This is a genomic window from Clostridium aceticum (assembly GCF_001042715.1).
In the GTDB taxonomy this organism is placed as follows: Bacteria; Bacillota; Clostridia; order Peptostreptococcales; family Natronincolaceae; genus Andreesenella; species Andreesenella acetica.
Map to the genome: position 1 here is coordinate 2930265 of NZ_CP009687.1, position 21019 is coordinate 2951283.

Annotated in this window: 12 protein-coding genes; all 12 read right to left on the bottom strand. The window is 31.9% G+C overall.

Annotated features, from left to right (window positions below):
* Nucleotides 1-93: 93 nt before the first annotated feature.
* Nucleotides 94-774 carry a hypothetical protein gene (locus CACET_RS13605; protein WP_044825258.1) on the bottom strand — a complete coding sequence of 227 codons (681 nt, stop codon included), beginning with the start codon at nucleotides 772-774 and terminating at the stop codon, nucleotides 94-96.
* Nucleotides 775-937: 163 nt separating this feature from the next.
* Complete coding sequence (locus CACET_RS19585) at nucleotides 938-2146, bottom strand: stalk domain-containing protein (RefSeq protein ID WP_052661475.1); 1209 nt, start codon at nucleotides 2144-2146, stop codon at nucleotides 938-940.
* 854 nt (nucleotides 2147-3000) lie between these two features.
* On the bottom strand, nucleotides 3001-4173 hold the full coding sequence (locus tag CACET_RS13615; RefSeq protein WP_044825259.1) for a hypothetical protein: 1173 nt from the start codon (nucleotides 4171-4173) through the stop codon (nucleotides 3001-3003).
* Between the two features lie 292 nt (nucleotides 4174-4465).
* The gene (locus CACET_RS20830) at nucleotides 4466-5221 is read right to left on the bottom strand and encodes a hypothetical protein (protein ID WP_201774950.1); all 756 of its coding nucleotides are present in this window, start codon (nucleotides 5219-5221) and stop codon (nucleotides 4466-4468) included.
* 292 nt (nucleotides 5222-5513) lie between these two features.
* Entirely contained in the window at nucleotides 5514-10517 is a 5004-nt protein-coding gene (locus tag CACET_RS13625) for a hypothetical protein (protein ID WP_044825260.1), read from the bottom strand.
* Nucleotides 10518-10721: 204 nt separating this feature from the next.
* Nucleotides 10722-11525: a hypothetical protein gene (locus CACET_RS13630; RefSeq protein WP_044825261.1), complete on the bottom strand. Its 804-nt coding sequence runs from the start codon at nucleotides 11523-11525 to the stop codon at nucleotides 10722-10724.
* 18 nt (nucleotides 11526-11543) lie between these two features.
* Nucleotides 11544-12341, bottom strand: a complete 798-nt coding sequence (locus tag CACET_RS13635) for a hypothetical protein (protein WP_044825262.1) — start codon at nucleotides 12339-12341, stop codon at nucleotides 11544-11546.
* A 216-nt stretch (nucleotides 12342-12557) separates the two neighbouring features.
* Complete coding sequence (locus tag CACET_RS13640) at nucleotides 12558-17621, bottom strand: hypothetical protein (RefSeq protein ID WP_044825263.1); 5064 nt, start codon at nucleotides 17619-17621, stop codon at nucleotides 12558-12560.
* A gap of 15 nt (nucleotides 17622-17636) precedes the next feature.
* Entirely contained in the window at nucleotides 17637-18158 is a 522-nt protein-coding gene (locus CACET_RS13645; RefSeq protein ID WP_044825264.1) for a hypothetical protein, read from the bottom strand.
* 160 nt (nucleotides 18159-18318) lie between these two features.
* The gene (locus CACET_RS13650) at nucleotides 18319-18984 is read right to left on the bottom strand and encodes a hypothetical protein (RefSeq protein WP_044825265.1); all 666 of its coding nucleotides are present in this window, start codon (nucleotides 18982-18984) and stop codon (nucleotides 18319-18321) included.
* A gap of 23 nt (nucleotides 18985-19007) precedes the next feature.
* Nucleotides 19008-19649: a hypothetical protein gene (locus CACET_RS13655; RefSeq protein ID WP_044825266.1), complete on the bottom strand. Its 642-nt coding sequence runs from the start codon at nucleotides 19647-19649 to the stop codon at nucleotides 19008-19010.
* Nucleotides 19650-19908: 259 nt separating this feature from the next.
* Complete coding sequence (locus CACET_RS13660; RefSeq protein ID WP_044825267.1) at nucleotides 19909-20880, bottom strand: DNA adenine methylase; 972 nt, start codon at nucleotides 20878-20880, stop codon at nucleotides 19909-19911.
* Between the last annotated feature and the right edge of the window lie 139 nt (nucleotides 20881-21019).

Here is a 21019-nt window from a genome sequence, read left to right on the forward strand (position 1 = left end):
TAATTTAAGTATTTTAACTAGTTTTAGCATAAAAATATCTAGTACTAATGCACTAGATATTTTATCTTTATATGCTATTTTATAGCATTCAGTTTAGAAGTCTGGTTCATGTGATACGTCCCCCCCAGGTCCTCCCTGATATCCAGATCCTCCACTAAATGGGTCGTTTGCATCCGCCTCTTTTTGTTCAGGTGTTCTAGTATCTGGATTGTTGAAGTCTGCCCCACCAGAATCGCCTTCATTTGTCTTAGGTGTTGTATTATCTTGCTTAGGTGGTTTCGTTGGAGTTGTAGGCTTGCTATTATTTCCATTGTTATTGTTACTTGGCTTTTCAGTGTTTTGATTGCCACTTGATGTTTCTGTTTCACCTTGCTCAACTACTCTAGCGCCTGGTCTTACACTTTGAAGTGCCTCCTCAAACGATTTACCCTCTTTTTCGACAATTAAACGTATTAGTTCTTTCTCAAAGGGTGCTAAGTCTGAGTTTTCCATTGCTGTTTCATATGCTGGATCTAACTTAGCTGCTGGTTCTCCATAGTACCCACTTCCACTTCCATCATCTAATATGTCCACAACATCAGCTATTAAGTCATCCCCAATACTAATATCAGTATCAATAACTTCTTCAGATGAACTTGTTTTAGTTACTACGTCTTCCTCATATGATTCTACCTGTTGCTGTTGTCCTTGGTCTTTTTGTCTTGTATAAATAAATATAACTAATGCAATTATTATAATAATTAGAAATACTACTATTAGTCTTCTATTTTTCATTTACCAAGTTATCCCCCTATAAAAGATTTTTACATATAATATATCGGCATATTCTATCATTTATGAAGTTTAAATATTACAATTCTTTATCTCTTCTGATATATAAATGCAAAAATAATAGCATGACTTTATTTAAGCCATGCTATTATAATGATTATTTATATTAATTTACTGGTTTATATTCTTCAACATCTTTGAATAAGTCTTCCATCATATCCATATATGAACCATTATCATTGAATTGTTCATCAATTTTGATTGTCTTTTCCATTTCTTGTAGTTTCTCAGCAATATACTCGTCTGAACCAAAATAGAGTGTTTTACCATCTTCATCCGTTAGCATTGGAGTTCCTACCATTGGTGTTAATAAAGTTCTTTCCCAGTAAACTTCTCCATTCCTAATGATTACTTTACTATCTAATTCTATTGTTGATACATTTGAGGGTACTCCATTACTATAGTCGTAGAAAATTCCACTCTGTGCGTCTACGTATCTCCCACCATTTTCAATGAATTTAATTCCCCATTTAGTAAGCTCAAATTTATCTGAACTTACTACTTTATTACTGTTTACTTTAAGTTCATGTTCTAATGCAGAATTGTAATAGATTGCATCTTCATAAGTTCCCCAGTTACTGTTTTTGTATGGCGAATTTTCCTCAGTGTAATATTCTCCAATTAGGATTGTTCCTGTTGATTCTTCAAATGAATACTCCATTCCACCAAAGTGTGCTAAATGTTTAATTGGTAAATATAACTTTCCATTTTCCATGAATGGCTTATCTTTTCCGAAGTTAATATATCCTTTATCTTCTACATAAATGTTATATGGATAATCTAACTTTGTTTTACTAAAAGTATAAGGTGCTTTAGCTACAACTGTTTTCGTATCAATTAATATCTTATTGTTTGCTCCATCCCAGTCCACGCCAAAACCAATAAACTCTCCTAAATCTCTTAATTTAAAGTAGTTATTATCATTAATGTTATAAGCCTTCATGCTTACTTCGATGCCATCTACATAAATTCTTGAGTCAGTATTTCTTACATTCAGTTTATTACTTTTTCCAACTTCAAGTTCTCCACCAACTACTGTATATGCCTTACCAGTAACTAGATTAATTGCATTTTTTGCTCCGTCCCAAGTAACTTCAAATTGCTTTTCACTTCCGTTTAATGCCTTTGCTATATCTCTTAATTTGAAGTAATTGTTATCATTAATGTTATAAGCCTCAAACTTAACTTCTTTACCGTTCACCATTACTGCTGATGATGTCTTAGTAGCTTTAATTGGTTCCGTTGCTGCAAAAGTCACAGTAGCAGTTGATAGTACAAATGTTAAGGCTAAAATAATTGAAAGCAGTTTTTTCATATCTATGTTCCCCTCCTAAGTTTAATTCTCAAGCCCTTATATGTATTATATCGTCATTTCTTGTTAAATGTTTAATTTGCTTGATTATTACTATATATTATAATTGGTAATACCTTCCTTTGTCCAGATTTATATATTTGTAATATGCCATCTATCCAAATGAATGAATTATAACCCCTATCATCGTTCTCCCTTCTTCTCCTGATACTCACTTTTCATCTATTGTAGTACTATATAAACTTAATTTCCCCAAAGCTTATACTTATAGCTACCTGTTCATTAGTGTAAAAATAACAATGTCGATTTGTAAAAATAACTGCAATTCTAATTTTACACTATAGCTCCTTCTACTTCACATTTTAGCTACCTTCATTTTATTCATTGTAGTTTGATTTATTGATATTGTATATGTTTTACACTACCATTGTTATCTCTCTAACCTAGATTGTTTTAGTTTTACTACCAATGTTTTCAGGTTTTTAACCATTGTAATTCTTCTTGACCATTGTTCTATCTTTTCAAGGTTGTTATATTCCTTTTATCCTGTTTAATATACTATATAAACCTAAATACTAATTTTACTTCATATGCTCTTGCTTTTAATCATATATTGTTTATATTTTTTTTACAATTGTTATATAGTGTAAAATATTTATTGTTTATTTTCAAAATAAAAGTACCTACAACTCTTACTGTTATAGGTACTTTCAATCCTTTGTATTGTCTTATAGTCTCTTTCTTTTCAATTATATTGTTCAATTTTTTCAGTTATGTTCTATGCCTTTTAATCATAATAGTTTGAATTTTTATCTATGCTCTATACCTTTTCAAACACATTGTTTTATAGCTACTTATTACCAATGCTCTTGCCTATAAACATAAATATAATTGAAATCCCTGTCTATTATGATATTGTAGGTTTTTATCTTTACTTGGTCATTGTCTTTATCTCTTACTTCCTTTGTTTCATCTTTTTCCAGTTGCTCTATTTCCCATCTAAACCCTATACAATTATTTGTCGTCTTGAAACTGCAAGGGTTATTAATGTTATATTCATAAAGTGCTTTTAGAACTCTTATTGCTCTATGCCCATAACTATTAATGCTTATCCTTATACCTTCTCTGTTACCTTCATCACTCTCATTGCATAATGTCATAAGGTCTACTGTTTTACCCCTTGATAAACTGTTAAACCATTTATCAAATTCCCTGCATTCTTCTTCTCTGTTAATATTTTGATTATTTTTTCTTTCTAACTCCATGCTCCAATTGTTTGTTCTAATGGCTGCTGTTTTTATTATTTCTAAGGGATGAGTTAAAAAACCACATATTGTCTCCCTGTTACCTCTTACCTCGATTATATCTACCATGCCTGCTGTAGTTGAATACTTGGTATCGTTAGGGTCTGGTATTTCGTTAGCTATTATGATGAATACATATCTACTCGTTATGATTTTTATTATTACTTGAGTAGCTTTTAATTGCCTTCGTTTAGTGACTTTTGTGACTTTGCTTTGTTGGCTAGTATCTTCTGGTTCGTCTGCGTTTAATTCATAATAAACAGCTAAACTATCATTACTTATTTGTGTAGTTAAATATCTAAAGATGATATAAGGTACTATTTGGCTTTGTTGACTGGTGAAGTTATAAGGTATTGATACCATCCTTCCAAGCCTTGTATGCTTTGAGCCTAAATTGATATCTTCAAATGATTGGTATGATTGGCTTGTATTCATTAGTTGGTCTTGTATCCATTCGTTGCTATTTATTCCTTCTGTTAACTGCTTTACCCTTGAAATCTCAGTTAAACTTTTCTTTATTCTTGGATTGTCTATATTCATTAATGTAAAGTTATGAAATATAGATAGTATCTGCCTTAGTTTATTGAGGTTTTTTCTTTCTATGGGTGTAGCATCTAATAGATTAAACTTAGCATCTATGCCTTCCTCATTAAACTTAATATTTGTCTTTATGATTGGCATTAATCCAGTTGAGATTGTTGGACTAAATGGATTACTCTGTTCCATTGTTTTTCACTTCCTTTATTTTAAAAATATAGGTGACTAAATTAATAGTCACCTGCTTATATGGGAAACAACTAAGGTTACTTGGTATGGAACAAACTAAGGCTCTATGGTTTGTTAGGCTCTATAGTTCGTTGCTTTCGTACATTGTAAACACTATTAAACTTATCCATGCCTTCTATATCGCTAACCTTCATTACCAGCACATTTAGCATATCCACCATATCTTCTGGTACCAGCTGTCCTTCCTCTGCAACTTGTCCCTACCCTTTGCTCATCCTTGCTCCCTTCGTCCCTAATATTCTATCTCTCCAAATAAACCGTATTGAATTATATGGTCTATGTGTTCATTATCAAGGTAGGCTGTGTTTATCTGGTCTCCGTTGATTATATGCAAACAATCTGGTAGCTCTCTTAATAAACCATAAATTAAATCATGCTTATCAAAGGTTCTGCTGTACTCTTCTCCTTGTATCCTGAAAAATATTGTGCCACCATTTGATATTAAGTTAGTTTCTACTTTCTCTATACTTGTTGGTGAACTGCTTATTGACTCATACCAGTTGAGTACTCCTTCTTCTAAGGCTGATTCCATTATTCCATCTATGTTACTGTTGGTTATGTGTAACTCTTGAGTGAAGTTTACTTTTGTTACTTCATTGTTATTATCTATAGAACCATTAAACTCTACTTGCCTACAATGTTCCTTTTCAGCTGTTACAATACTTCCAACTTTTCCAACCATTCTATCCTCAATTCCCTCTGTTCCTGTTTCTGCTGTTCCAACTGTTCCCTTCTGCCTTTGTTCCTCTAGTTCATATGTCCATGTGTGGTCTGATACATCCTGTCCATCTGATTCACCAAATTCTACATAGTCCTCTATAATTCTTAAAGCATCATTATAACTTTTACTATTGGTTACCCTATCCCACATCTCAAGTGCATCATTTGGTTTATTGCTTGCTATTAAACTATTCCTTGCTATACTCAAAAGATTAAAGATATTTCCATTCGCACCTATTAAAGGAGCTACTGGCTTTCTATTGTCCATATTTCACAACTCTCCTTCCTTTATAATATTGGGTTGGTATTATATAGCATCATCATTTTGTATTGCAAGGTATTTCTTTTTTAATTTTATATTGAAATCTGAACTTACATCTCTTTCAGTGTGTGAGTATATATACATTTTAAGTTTACTTGTAAGTATATAATTTTTATACTCTTTGTTATCTATTTATTAATTATCGTAGTGGTCTTATTTTAATAGTCTTATTCTCATTCCTATCATGTGTATGTAAATGAAAAATCTGCCTACCTATTGAGTAGACAGATCTTGTCAATTATTTAAACATCCTGAACATTCCTTGAAATGCACTTATCGTTCCACCAATAGTTAATACAGCTAATGAGCTAAGTGCTATCACTCCAAGTCTAAAGTATTTAGTATCATCTTTCATTAACTCTCTTCCTATTGTACCCCATGCTGTCCCTTGATATCGTTTAGTAGCATCCCATATCCTAGATTTATAGCCAGGACTTAATTTATTGAAGTTTTTATTTCTTGATGCTGACATCACATCTAGCTGTGATTTATACCTTGCCTCCTGCATTTTCTTTTTCTGTTCTTGATTTATACGGTAATCCATGTAAATACTTCTATCAACTCTTACACTACCATTACCAATTAAATTGATGGTTTTCAATGACCTTGAGTATTCAAAAAATGTTAATAATGGATCATTATACAGTTCCACTGCTCTTTGAAATATTATTGCATCTACAGTAAACTCTCGAACATTTCTAAATCTTTTTAGTAATGTTTTAAAATCTACTATGTCTTCTATTCTTACGTCAGCATCTCCACCTAATATACCATCCATTATAACCATTCTATCGTTTACTTCAATATAATCGCTAGTTATAGTTATTCTAGTTACCATGTTAGCTTTAATGCTATTACATATTGATTCAATGATAGATTCCCATCTCCTTTTAAACTCATATCTTGAACCAGCCATTGTTCTGAAAACGAAATTCTCGTACTTCTTATCAACTTTATGACTCATACTTGCTTTTATACTGTTTGATTTATCTAATTTGTTTATATTATTTATACTATTGTACATTGGTTTTTTACCATTAAAACTCTTTCCAATAACTCTTCCTGCTGGCTGTTTATTCCTTACCTCTTGATATGATGAATCTACATTTTTTACTGCTGGCTCTTCTGCTGGTTTGAATTTTCTTATGTCTTCATGTATTTTTTGCTTAACTTTTTCTTGTTTTTCTATGCCTGAAACTAAATCAATGTATTCTTCCTCACCATCTTCTATATTTTCAGTGCCAATACTATCGAAGTCCAGCTCCTCTATACCATTTAAACTTTCATCATCAAAATCAAATATTGTTGATCCTTCACTATTTGATGTAATTCCTTTTTGTCCTAAAGATATATCTTTTCTTTTTGCCTCAACTATATCATCCCATGACCATAAATGTTCTACTCTACATGAACATATATAGTCATACACACTGTTTATACCTTCAGTTCCAATTACTCCATAATATCTAAGTGCCTTATCTGTAATATCATAAGCTCTCTCCATTGAAAGTCTATAGTTATCAATCCAGTTACTTCCTGTAAGCCTACCTATTTGATCCAATGCTCCCTCAAATCCTATTGCTCTTGTTAGTGCTGGATCTCCCCTAAAATACTTGTCCCTAAATTCTTCTTCATTTGCTACTTTTCTTACACGGCTCATCATATCTTTAACAAATGCTCCGTCTTCATTTCCACCAGTTACTTCTTTAGGGTCACTTTCATTAAGTACTAACAATGGTTTAAATGTCTTAGCTGAATCAGTATCCGTATCAGTTGAATCTCCAATACCAAAATGGAAGTACTTATCATATAAATCATATGTGGTTTCACTCTTACCTTTTTTCATTCCATATAATCCATTGTAACTTCCTTGTCTACCAAATAATTTCGGTCCTCTTTGAAGTAAGAATCCCTTTGCAAACTGCGTAGCTGCATTTAAACCTTCAACCTTGTATTTGTCTACATTGGTATGCTGTGTTAATGCGACTGCTTTGATACCACTTCCAAACACTCCAATGTCGTTACCTATATAAGATTGTAGTACACCATTTACAAAATTCCTTATAGCTAGTATTTCATTTCCCTTTTCTTGCTTTTCTTCTTTACTTAAATTCTTTGCTTTACTTTCTTCCATGTTTAATCTAGTTCCAAGTGTAGTCCCTTGTTGTACAATTATCTTATATACTTCGTCAAACACTACAAATAAGTTACCGTATGGTCTTCCCATTTCTGTTTTATAATACTCTACAGCCATTAATATAGTCATCATAGTCTTTAAATATATCATTATACCTATATTACTTGTTAATATGCTGTTAGCATCTTTCTCACGCATTTTCATTTCTGCAATTGCTGCATAAGGAGCTCTAAATGGTTTTTTATCTACGTCTGTCACACCTTTATATTGTATTCCATCAATTACTACTGCATTTTCAATTCCATGTTTTTTATTCAAATTCCACAGTAATGAAGCCATATCAGGTTTACCATCCAAGTAGAATAATGGTGTACCAGTTCCTATAATATTAAGTAACATATTAAGTGTCAGTACACCTTTTCCTGACCTTGACCAAGCAATAATAGGTAAAAGCCAGTTTACAAAAGGTGCTGTTACTATTTCATTATTTAGGTCTGTTCCTATAATCATATTGTCTACCGAGGGTTTAAATGTTCCCTCTTGCATGTTACATAGCAATTCACCCATAAATTGAGGTACCGCCTGATAACCTGCCATGTTTGTATATATTGACATTGTAAATGAATATCCATTATCTGATATGATTGGTTCTCCTACTACTAATTTTCCATTTGCTAATGCTTGATGTGTTTTTTCTCTTTTAATTAGATTATTATAAAATAATGTTGCTACTTTATTAGTTTTACTTGTATCCCCACAACAAATTCTAAGCTGCATACCAAGACCGTTTTTATAATTCATAACCATGATAGAAGTTATATAACCACTTAAACGTTCATACATAGCAGTGTCTGAACCTGTTTCTTCTAGCTCTATTGCTATTTCCTTAATTTCATTTTCCATCTTTTTAATGAGCTCTGAACTATAAGCAGACCAACCATTTTTAAATGCATCCGGAGAAATACTACCACTTACAATTCTTCTTTGAAACAATGGGTGATATGTGTATTTCCTAATGTTCTTTGAATCATCACTTACTTTAGCTACTATTGGTATTCCACTCTCTTTACATGCACTTAGAAATTCTTCGTATATTCCATTTGCTATAATTTCATGATTTACTGTAGTCCTATTACTAAGTCTTAGTACACCACAATACTTCCGTGTTTCCCCATCACTTAAAATAGTTTCCCCAGGAACAATTAATCCATTTACTATTTCTATACCGTTCACATAGTTACCATACAAGTCTTTCCATACATCTAATAGCCATGATGAAATTTTATTCTTGTATGAATCATGAATTTTAGGATAATATTTTTCATCTATAGTTCTACTTTTTACTTCCTCTGCCTCACTCTCATCAGCTGGTGTCTGTTCAACATTGACTTCTTTATTATTCAAAGGTTTTTCATTATCTTCTTCATCTTCACCTAAGTAATTATCAAAATCATCAATTTCAATATCTGTTGGTTCACTATTTACTTGTGTATTCTCTACATCTCTTTCTCGTCTACTTACAGGTATTTCATGTTCTATCTCGTCTTCATCTAAATAATCATCAAAGCCGTCAATATCAAATTCTGATTCGTCATCATTATCTAAGTAGTCATCAAAGTCCCCTTCGATTTCTATTTCTAACGAATCCTTTTTATTGTTGAACTCTGATAGTGCTTTATTAATATTATCTATGCTACTATAATCATTTCTTGTAATACCACACTTATTACAAAGTGCATCAATTAAACCTTTATCTGTTATTAATTTTGATAAATTCAAATGTTCCATTGCACTTCTACGTATAAATTCACTACCAGCTGACAATTCCATCCTTAACCAGTTTACAATGTTTGAAGCAAGTAATACCTTGTATGATTCAGCATGATCACTAATAAACTGATATAAATCTTTAGTGCTTAATATTTCAGAAAGTATTTCATACTTCTCTAATATTGCTCTTTTAATTTCTTCGTTCCCAATTATTTTTTGTAGTTCTCTCATCTTTGCTATAAATCTATTATCTACACTATCATCTGATTTTCCACCAATTATGCCTTCAGCTTGAGATTTAGTAAGCGTTGATAAAGCAACATGAAATATCATTTGAGCATTATTAAATCCAGATTCATTGATTATATTATTTATTTCTTTCTTTACCTTATCTGTAACATTTGTATTAAATACTTTTTCAGTATTTTTATGCTCTATCTTACTATCTCTTTTCTTTCTAGCCTCTTCTAACATCACTTCCTGTATATTTTTAAAGTAAGGTTTTAATATCTCTAAATCAAACTTATAAACTCCATCTCTAATTGCAAAGTTCCTATTTACTCTTTCAATGTCATCAAACAATGTATTTAAAATAATTACACTGTTTGATTGCTCGATTAACCTTTTATTAATTTCATTCTCTATCCATAGGGCTGTAAAGTCTTCAGTACTTCCATTTGATTTACCCTTATCATATTGACTGTTTATAACCTGTTCAAGATTTGAAATCATTGATATACATTTTAACCTTGGATATCTTTCTCTAATTGATTTAATATTCCCACCATTAGCATCCTCAAATATTCTTTGAGGTAAATCACTTTTAATTAAACGACCGCCAGAATTATTAATGATTGACTGTAACAGTTGTGCTGCTTCTGGAAATCTATTTTGAATATCATCCGATAATAACAGAGTCCAATCAATGTATATTTCTTCTATATTACTTATTACCCAAGGTTTAGAGAATACTTTAAGTATATTACCAGTAAACCTTTCCTTTTCATTGTTTACGAATATATCTTTTATGTTTTCTTTTTCTAAAGATGATACGTTCCAACATCCATTTACATCTGGCTTACCAGATTTAATTATTGGTTTATATGTTTGAACTGATACTTTGTTTGATGTAATAAAAACTCTTCTAATATTAGTTGGTGATGAATAATTTCTCTGTCCAATCTCCATTAATTTAGCATTTTTTGATATTTCTACATCACTTCCTAGTAATTCTCCTTGGTAACCTGCTATATGTGTATATAACACTATGTTACTATCTTTAATACACGGTTTATTTACATGTTTTATAAGCATAGAGCTTAAATTAATTGCCATATCCATTACCTCCTTTATTTCACTTAATTTCTAATTATTCAACTTCTAGTATCATCCTAAGATATCTACTTTTATATAGATGATATATTTTAAATCAGTCATTGTTACCTGAAAAATCAACAGTCCTTTTATCATTGCTTTTATGTATTTATAAATAAAAAATCAGCCCTACAATATATAGAGCTGATAGATTTATTTCATGAATTATGCCAATCCTTGTAACACGTTTAGTATGCCTGATACTATTTTCAAGGCTATATCTGTTATTAACGTAATATTTCCAGTTAACAAAATAAACATGATAATTGTTAGGAAGATATAAGCTGCTACCCTTTTCTTAAAGTATACAGCCCAAGGTGACTTGCCATTTCCTTCAGTTACAGTTGAGTTTACTGCGTATTGTGCATCATCTGTTACCCAACGTAAGCTTATATCTCCGTTTGCACCCTTTTTGGTCATTACTGAGTTTCCACTTGCTTTCATGTCCTCGCATTTATTTCTGAATATTGGGAAGGCTATGTAGCATATATCTAATGATGAACTGATAGCCATCCCGAACATAATGAATGTCGCTATAATACCAAGTGCTATATTGATTAGAGGAGCCAAATCACTTAATATTACCCCTGCACTTTCTGTATCTGCTGTTATCTCTAAATTATTTACTAGTCCCTCCATCTTTTGAGTTACTTGAGTATTGTTTGAAGCCCTATTTATTGAAGCCCCTAAACTTGAATCATTTGTACTACTCCAATAAACTATTGCTCCATCGTTTAATACTAGCATACAATAATCACCAGATGGTGCTGTTGTAGATAGTTTTCCTTTAACATTCATATCAGTTGATTCAATATTATCTCCATCTACAGTAATGTTTGATTTTAGCCATTCTTGCTGCTCCTGCGTTAAATTGCTATTTACTTGAGCTGCAAATGCAACTGTAGACATGCCTAACACCAAAATCATTGTTACCATAAGTACTAATGACGTTTTTAATGTATGTTTCATTTGAAATCCTCCTCTCCATTAAATCATTTGACTTATTCTTGATATTCCATCTACTAAAAATTGAGCTAACGTAAAACCTAGGTTTGTTAATGCTCCAGTTACAGCAAGTGTAATTAATATCGGAACTATTACTAATACAACTGTCATATCTTTAATGTATAGTTTAAAAGGACTTACAGCCTTGCCATCAACTCCAACGGTATTCTCACCTGCTACTGCGTTAAGAGCTGCATTAGATACTAACTGTACTCTTCCAGATGCATTAGGCTGTTGTTGAGGACTAGCTAAACTCATATTACTTTGCATTCCTCCAATGCCACCCATTCGATTCATACCAGCTCTATTCATTCCCAAGCCTCCACCTGTCATTCCTAAGCTGTTTGGTAATCCACCTGCTCCTGCTTGTGCATTTCCCATATAACCATTACCTAAAAATGTTCTTGTAAATGGAAGTGCAATAAATGCTAAGTCCATCACTATTCTCAATGCAAGTAATATTGTAATTAGATAAGATAATACCTGAACTATAAATGCAACAACAGTTTTAGCTCCAGATGTTATGTTTGATACACCTTCAACCTCTGCTGATACATTTGCTGACCCCTGTAAACCATCTATAAACCCTTTATTTTCATTGTATATATCTGGTTTACTTACAGTCTCTTGCTCATTTATGTCTATTCTACTCTCATCTTCTTGTGTTTGTACTTGGCTTTCTGTAGTATTTATTAACTCATCTAATGAGGGTTCTCCAAAAGCTACCATAGTTGAACATAGAAGAATTACAACTACTAACAATGACAAAATCTTTTTCATAATGCCATACCTCCTTCTTTTATTAAATCAATTTAATTTCTTTTAATTCGACTTTAAGATATATAGTAGGAACATTACTTTTAATCATTTGTTTGTTTTAATTCATCTAAAAGTACTCTTCTATTTGATTTGACCTATTATTTTATCTACCTGCTGACATAAATAAAAATCTGCCTACTCTTTTTTGAATAGACAGATCATTTAACATTCCTCCGTTTACATATTCATATCGTTCATATCTTCTTTTTCCATGTTCTTTCCTCTTTCTATTTCAGCATCTATCTCACTAGCCCCAGAGTTCTCTATGTCTACATCTACATTATAGCTGTATGTTGTAGAATCGTATTCTGTCTGTGTCCTAGCATTAACGTTTTTAGGATGACTATCACCTGTAACCTCAGCCTCTAAACTTCCGCTTTCCACAGTAACAGTAGTTGTATTCTGACCTTTAGACCCACTACCCTTAATACTTTGAGTACTTGAACCTCCGTCATCCTTACCTGCTCCCCAGTTCGCAATCTTAGAACCTACAGAATCGAATTTGTCCGCTATGTTAGATGTTGCAAGTTGTGCAATCTCCGCATAAACTTCAAATCCCATATCCCTAAAGTTCTTGAAACAATGGTTAAGCATTTTATACATTCCTATAATGTATACAATACTAACTACAATTATGATTATAAAGCACCATACTGGATTTCCTACACTTACTTGTACTGATTGAACTGTTAATACTTCATCAGTAGTTGTTATTGCCATCAATCCACTGAATACCCCATAATACACAAGTGTCATTACCAAGAATAGTAAGTTACTCACCGCGTATCCAAGAGAAATCCTCGCCTTAGTTTTGTGTCCAGATATTATTGCCCTTATGATAGAGAACAATCCAAGATAGAATATAGCTGCTAGTACTACATTTCTGAATAGTGGTATAATGTAACAACATAAGAATGCTGATGCTAGTAGCAGTATAGCTGTGAATATATCACTGTCCTCTACAACACTTTTCATTGTATCCCCTTGTATATAAGTTACATCCTTAGTTATATTAATCATTAACATTTTCATTACACTGTCGAATGAAATTGCTCTAAGGTCTATACTATTTGGGTACATTGCCTTTGCTCCACTTAATAGTCCAGTCGGACTAAACTCTTTGTTAAACTCCATTAATGTATTGAGTGCCATCTGTCTTAATATAACTTCTTTATTCATTCCATGTGTATTAGCATAATTTAGAAGTAATGTCCAACTTCTTGATACATTCTTATTAATGTTTATACACTTCAATTCAACAAGTGTTAAATCTGCCTCTGATAGTCCAGATTCTACTCTCTGTGCCTCACTAAATACCATTGGTCTACTTGCAGGATATGTGTCTGGCATTGCAGGGTTTAATACTTTATAACTGTTTCCACTCGAATCTCTAACAGTAGTTGGTTCTGTATACATAGAATTTTCCATTATCTTTACGACCCAATTACTTCTGTACATCCAAGACTTATTATTGTCTTTATATAAATCGTAACCAGATATTTTTGAATCTCCAAGTAATCCACTTTCTCCGTCCGTTCCACCAGTAGTCAACATCATCTGATATAAATATGGTATTGTATTCCTAAATAAACCTTCTAAGTCTGATATATCTCGTATATTACCACTATCATAGCTGTGCATGAATGATTTTCTGACTTCTCTATTATCTCCATTAATTACATATGTTCCTTGTAAGTCTCCAACTATTTTTCCAAGTGTATCACTTGATTGAAATGTATCTTTAACATTTTGGTAGAAGTAATGAGCTGGATTTTCAGTAGTCCATAAATATCCATACTTCTGATTAATTGTACTTCTATCTGATCTTATATATTGACCCGCAATTCTCTCCAATTCACTACTTAATCCAGTAAATGTACTTGATTGTATTTGATGCAACGAATTTTCAACATATTTATCAAAAGATTCTTTACCAGAGTACGCTCCGCTGAATCCAGCACTTCTTGATAGTATATTTGAATTTCCTTCAAGTAGATATCCATAAGTATGCACTATATCTTTTCTATCTTTTTTAATTAAATTTCCATTTGTAGTATCTTCTGTATAGTATGACATACTTGACCATTTTTCGTTTGCATAATCTTCTGGATATTGATAGTCTGGAAAATGACCTCTTATGTTTGATATTAGTGTATTAGTAGCAGTATATGAGCCTACACTCATTCTAGCGTTAACTGTTGGAGTACCAGCTGCATCCTCTTCTTTATAGAACCAGTACATATTTGACATATCATCAAATAAATCTCCTGCTGGAATATACACATAATCCGCTGATCCGTCATTAGCACTGAATTGTCTCATTAACATTGGTAACATCCATCTAGCAGATCTTAATGTCTGCAATGCTGCGTAGTTTCCAGAAGCAGTTTCTGTTATCTTTCTAGAAATATCAGTTCTTAACATTATCGATCTATCAAGATGTACTACATTTAATGTTTTGACCATACCTTTTACTTGTGCGGATTCCTCTTCTGTTAGATTACCATTATCAGTACTGTCTAACAAATCTTTCTCCATATTAGCGTTATTTATTGCTTCAGATACACTCCAATAATTCATCTTGCCGTTAAACATCTGTTGAACGTACTTGTTAGCTACGTATGGTACTACCTCTCCTGTCGCAGGTATTATTAATATTGAATTTATAACTACTACCGTTGTTATTAAAAACCAAGATATCTTCCTACTTCTCAATAAACCCATAATTAATACTATTATCATTACTGCTGCAATAATTATTATAGCTATAGTTGGATATATCTCTATGAACCAACTGGTAAATATATTGTCCGAATATGAATCTATATTCAGGAATCCAGTTGCATTTCTTGTAGCTAAGTTGGAATTTATTGAAGAATAATATGACGAAGCATTCCCATAAACTATGTTGCTATAATTTCTGTATACCCAGTCCGTCATGCCTGACATCATTAAATCTGTTCTGTATTCTCTACCTTCAGTTGGATGTAGCATTAAATAAGTATAGTTTAATACATCTTTTTTCTTGTCCTCTTCGGTTCTAACACCTGCAATTGACATAATATCTATATTCAACACATCAGAATTACCATCAAATATTCTAGGGTTAAATTCACTTGTCATGATTGGGTCTTTTCCCAATTCTTTTTTAAGTGTTACACCATACCAATCTAAATAAGTCATATAAATAAATGATGACCATTGAGCAAAGTCCGTACCATCTCTAGTACCAAGTACATTACTTATATTTATCATAGTATCACTAACTGGATATGCCTTTACCCATCTCTGGAATACTGAATCCTCACTCTTATCAGATGAATACTTAACAGTTACAGCATTCACTCCACTATACTTTACATCTCCTATCTTTTTAAAAAAGTCACTAGAAGAAGGAGCACTTGTTCTCATTAAATTACTTGGAGACGGTAAATTTACAGAGAACAAATCCGAATTATTCACAATAAAGCCCGAGGCTAAATGCGATATATTTCCATTTACACTTCGTAATGAATTATCCCTAAGTTCGCTTACACTTTTACTGCTATTCAGTATATCTTCTACCATTTTCCTATCTAGTGTACCAGCAGTTGTAGGTATACTGCCTTTATAAACATTGTACATGAATGTCGGAAATAATCTAGCTGCTCCAGCTGTATTTATCTTGTTACCATCCAATCCTTTATCTGCTTGAACTGGAATTATAACTGCATCATTTAGTAATGATATTTCTTTATTGTCTGTCATTACCTTACTTAAAATTTGAGCTTTAGGATTATCTAAAACTACATTAGATATCATAGTACTTGCCAACGCCGTTTGCTCTATTGCCTTCTGTATTTCTGAATCTAATTTATCAATCTTAGAATCTGAAAGGTTTGAAACCTCAATTTTTAGTGCGTAATCTCCTGTTAGATTTTGTATATCTAAATCAAATAGCTTTTTAACCATAGCACCATAATTTATTTCAGCTGATCCTGCCCCTAGAAAAACTGTTCCTTTTTCACTAGCTATTATATCTTGCAGTATTATTGTATCTAAGTCAAAATATAGATTGACTGTTCCAGATTTGATACCATTTATCCTTGAGCCAAATGCAGGTACTCCACTTTTATCAGGTTTACCACTATCAGTTCCAGTACTAGAGCTAAATGGATTTAAGTATCCCCATGTACTCCATGTTATTTGTTGACCAAGTAGTTGTAAGTTTTTAGAGTTAACAGAACCTAAATACCCATTGAATATTAGTGAATTTATAAGATTTATCTTTGGGGTATCTGTTATATATTGATTAGCTGACGCTGGTATTAACATTCTATTTGAATCTTTATATTTTACTACCAAGTTACCGAAACAATCCATATAAACTGGTAAACTACTAGCTTGTTTCCACATAGTGTTTAACTCATCCGCAAAATCATCAGATAGGTCACCACATAATATTTTACCAAACCATGCATTTAATAATTGAACATCCCAGCTATTAGTGTAATCAAACACTGTTTCATATTTGTTATCTAATCTCTTAACTGCAAAGGTAGGTAATTTACCTTTATCAAATGTATAAATTGTTTTATAACCTGACATCGTATTCCATGTTTTAGCTAATAAATTAATTGAACCATCTAAGTTAGATACTTTTATATATGTATCTCCATCATCTTCTTTTGTCTGAAATATAAAGTCAGCTAGTGTAGCTTGTCTGTATACTCCATCTGATATTACGTTACCATCTACTTCAGATGTTGCAGTATCTTCATCATCTAAGCTTGCTAATGGATTTTCTTGTCCTCCAGCATTTTGAATTCCATTAATACCACTTACTTCTGTGTGTTTTACATATACTTGTTTGATTTGACCCATTTTCTGTTGTGTTATAGCTGAATCTAATAATGATTGTAATACTTTAGCATTTGCAGGGTCAGATCCACTACCGAATTGAAGTGCTTTGTATCCAGACCCCTTACTGCCAGAATTACTATTAGCGTTAAATGCTGAATTATAATCGTCTATAAGAGGTGTTGCAAAGTTACTTAGAAATACTCCCCAAGCTATCATTTCCCATTTATTCCAATCATCCGCTACAAAGTTACTATTTAATATAGGTGAACCTAAAGCCTTATTCGTTCCTAGCTGGCTCGAATAATTATTATAAGCAAACGCTGTTACGCATGTTTGCAAAATAGCTATAACAACTAAACCAGCTGCTAATGTCCTCTTGAATATATCTCTTATCCTCACTTTTCTCACCTCCAGCTAAACTAGGTATGTTTCCATGAAATAAGATACTAGTTTTGCAATGCCACCAAATGTCTCAATTATCCAATATCCCATGTCCATGTATGGAATCATTACACAAGTCGTACCTAATATACACATGACTAATGATTTGAAAACTAATCTTTTTATTGTAACAGGTTGTAGTTTATCCGATTTACAGTGTAATTCTTTTAATTCTTCCTTTTCTACCTTCAAATATCCAAATGATAATTTATTTAGTATTTCAGTCTCAAATAATCTATCTGACATCCAACCAATAATCAAAAGTGTAGAATATCTTAATAATATTGCTCCTATTAAAACTATTGAACTTTCAAATACTATCTCTACTGTTGAATTATGAATTCCATAGAATATATCCATTATACTTTGAAGTTCTACAACATTTATTAACCCGAATCCCTTAATATTTGTTATCCAGTTTATATATAACGTTATTACCACTTGAACAACAAGTATTACAACAGCAAGTAAACTTATCACTCTTTTATCCTTCATCTCCATTACCTCCCTAAATTATTTTTCTTTAATTGATTTGTATGTTATCGAGTATGAATACTACTTTTTCATATTCTGTGTTTCTATTTTCATTAAATGTTAATGATAATAATAAAGGGCATACTTCCTGTTTTCAAAAGTACACCCTTTTTAACGTCCGCTATTTATTAAAATCACTTCCACCTGCTTTACTTACCTGTAGTTTGTTTGCCTTTTCTAATGTTTGATTTCCATCTTCTTTGCATGTGAATCTTAATAATATAGGTATTCCCTTACTTTCAGGATCACTTATTGTTGCCACTAGTCCTAATGGTGTATAATCAATCTTTATGTTTTCATCTTTCCTACAAACCATTTGAAGTACTATTGAAATATATCTGAAAGCCAGCACATCATCAGATGTTATTCCATTTTCAATCTTGTTTAACACTTCATATTCTGATCCTTGGATATCTAACCTGTTATTACTCATTCTTCTGTAAGCATCTGTACTATCAAAAACGAATTTTCCTAAACTCTGCATTATATAAATTCCAATTGCATAGATTGTCTTTTCTTTTTTACCAAGGTTTTCTAACATTCTTGAATCAATTCCTAGTACTTCATATAGTTCTTTAGTTTCATCTAGCTTTACCTTAGTCTCTATACGTACCCCATTAACCTTTGGGACAGTTTTATTAACTGTCCCTTGTTCTTCATCCACTTTCCCTTTAAACTCTCCTAGACTTATCTGGTGAGTCTTAAGAACATCAAATATCTTACCCATATCCTCAAATTCTCCTAGGCTAATCTGGTGAGCCTTAAGAACATCAAATATCTTACCCATATCCTCCCTCCTAACTACTGTTTTTATATTACTTGGTTATATAATTCACTTGACTTTAATTCATGGTATAAACATTTAAACTCTATAACATTTTCTATGACTGATTGATTTTTATCTCTACGTGAGTATTGTCCAACTCTTTTGTGTATTTCCTTATGCATCTCTTCTGGAAGTAATAAACAAACTTCTACCCTATGATCAAATACACTTATTTCGTGATGTACCTGTAACCCTGTTTTCTGATTTATAATTTTCCCTGTTCTTAAGGTGTGTATTATCGATTCAATATTAGTGCCACTTTTAGTGTTATAACCTAATTTTTTTACTAGTTCATTTGTCCCTGTTCTAGTTCTTATTCTTCCACTACCTGTACAACTGTCATCCATATGAAAACTGAATTGCCTTAGTCTTTTTATAAGGTCTATTTCTTTTCCATCTGTTCTTTGAATATATTTATTGATTATACAATAAGCTCCGTAATCTAAGTTCTGTGCTACTCTTACAATACAAGTGTTAGTACCATTAATACCAAAGTATTTATTGGTTCCAATCCTGTTTTCTCCTAAATCCTCTAAAGCTCCCATGTCAGCTACTTCTCTCATTACCTCATTATTAATTATAAGGTAGCAATCCTTCATTGTTTGAGTTATTTGTTTTTTTCTCATAGTATTCTTCCTCCATTTGATTTTGAATTTAAACTATTAAAAGTCTCCTTAACATTTAATAATTTATATTTATATCTCTTTTATATGCTTCTTTATATGTAGAACCTTGTTTCAATAACGCTATACTTTTTATTCATATAAGTTTATATTTAATTTACATAGTCCTTTTTAGGTTTAATTTCTACCTGTTTTGTATAAAACAAAAGGTATCATGAAGTTCTAATAAACCTCATGATACCTTTTATGTGACTTTAGTGACTTATTTCATAATCCATAAGTACTCTTCTTTATCAAATTTTCTTGTTTTAGTTGAATTAGTGCCACTCATAAATACCCCTAGATTTATTTTCTTTGCACCAGCCTTCTCTAATGGTAAGTAGTCTTCACAGCTCCATACTAGGGGATCATATCCACTTAAAATCCATGACCTACACTCTAAAAGTTCCCTCACTAATTTTTGATGGTCTTCCCTTTTCCACTCAAGGTCATAAATATCAAGTGCTGCTTGGTTTCTCGTTATTGGGTGATAAGGAGGGTCTATATATTTCACTACCTTTGGATCTGCCCCATATTTCTTTAGTAGTGGTTTATAATCTCCGTTTATTATTTCTATATCTCTAAGTGACGAACTATTTTTTGTTAGCTTTTTTATTTTTCTAAAGTACTCTTTTTCAATTTTTTTAGAATCCTCATCTGTCTTTCCTCTCAAATAACTTTCTTTTTGACAATTGCCCGACCAACTTAACATCGCTGCCATGTATGTAAATGCTGCTGAAAGTAGCTCTGGTATATCTTCCTTACTCTTATTGTCTATAGCATATCTATAAAGTTCTTCATCTCTACCTAATTTTAATAATAGTGTTCTCAACTGTTGTACCTTGATTGGATCTTTTACACAATTAAACAAGTTACATAGTCCTCTATCATACTCATTGTATATCTTTCTACCAAACTCATAAATGTCACCGTCCATCTCAAACATAGGTAGATTAAGTATATTTCTTCCTCCACCACCTGTTAATTCAATAAATGTATGACATCTATTTTCTTCTGCTATTTCCTTAATATATTCATTGATATAAGGTACTTGTTTATATTTACCGCCGTGCTTTTTAATAATTGAAACTCTATGTCCTCCAGATGAATGTCCCCCATTATTTATAGTAATGCCTCTAAAATTTCCTATTCCACTAATATTTATTCCTTTGAATGCTTCAATTCCAGTTATCATGTCTTTTTCTTTCTCCTTTCATCCCTTCATACTTTCAGAATCATTTAATAATCTTTCTAAACTGTTGGGTTATTTTATCTTACATGTTTCTCCATATAAACACGTTATTACTTAAATATTAATTGAAATGAATAGACTC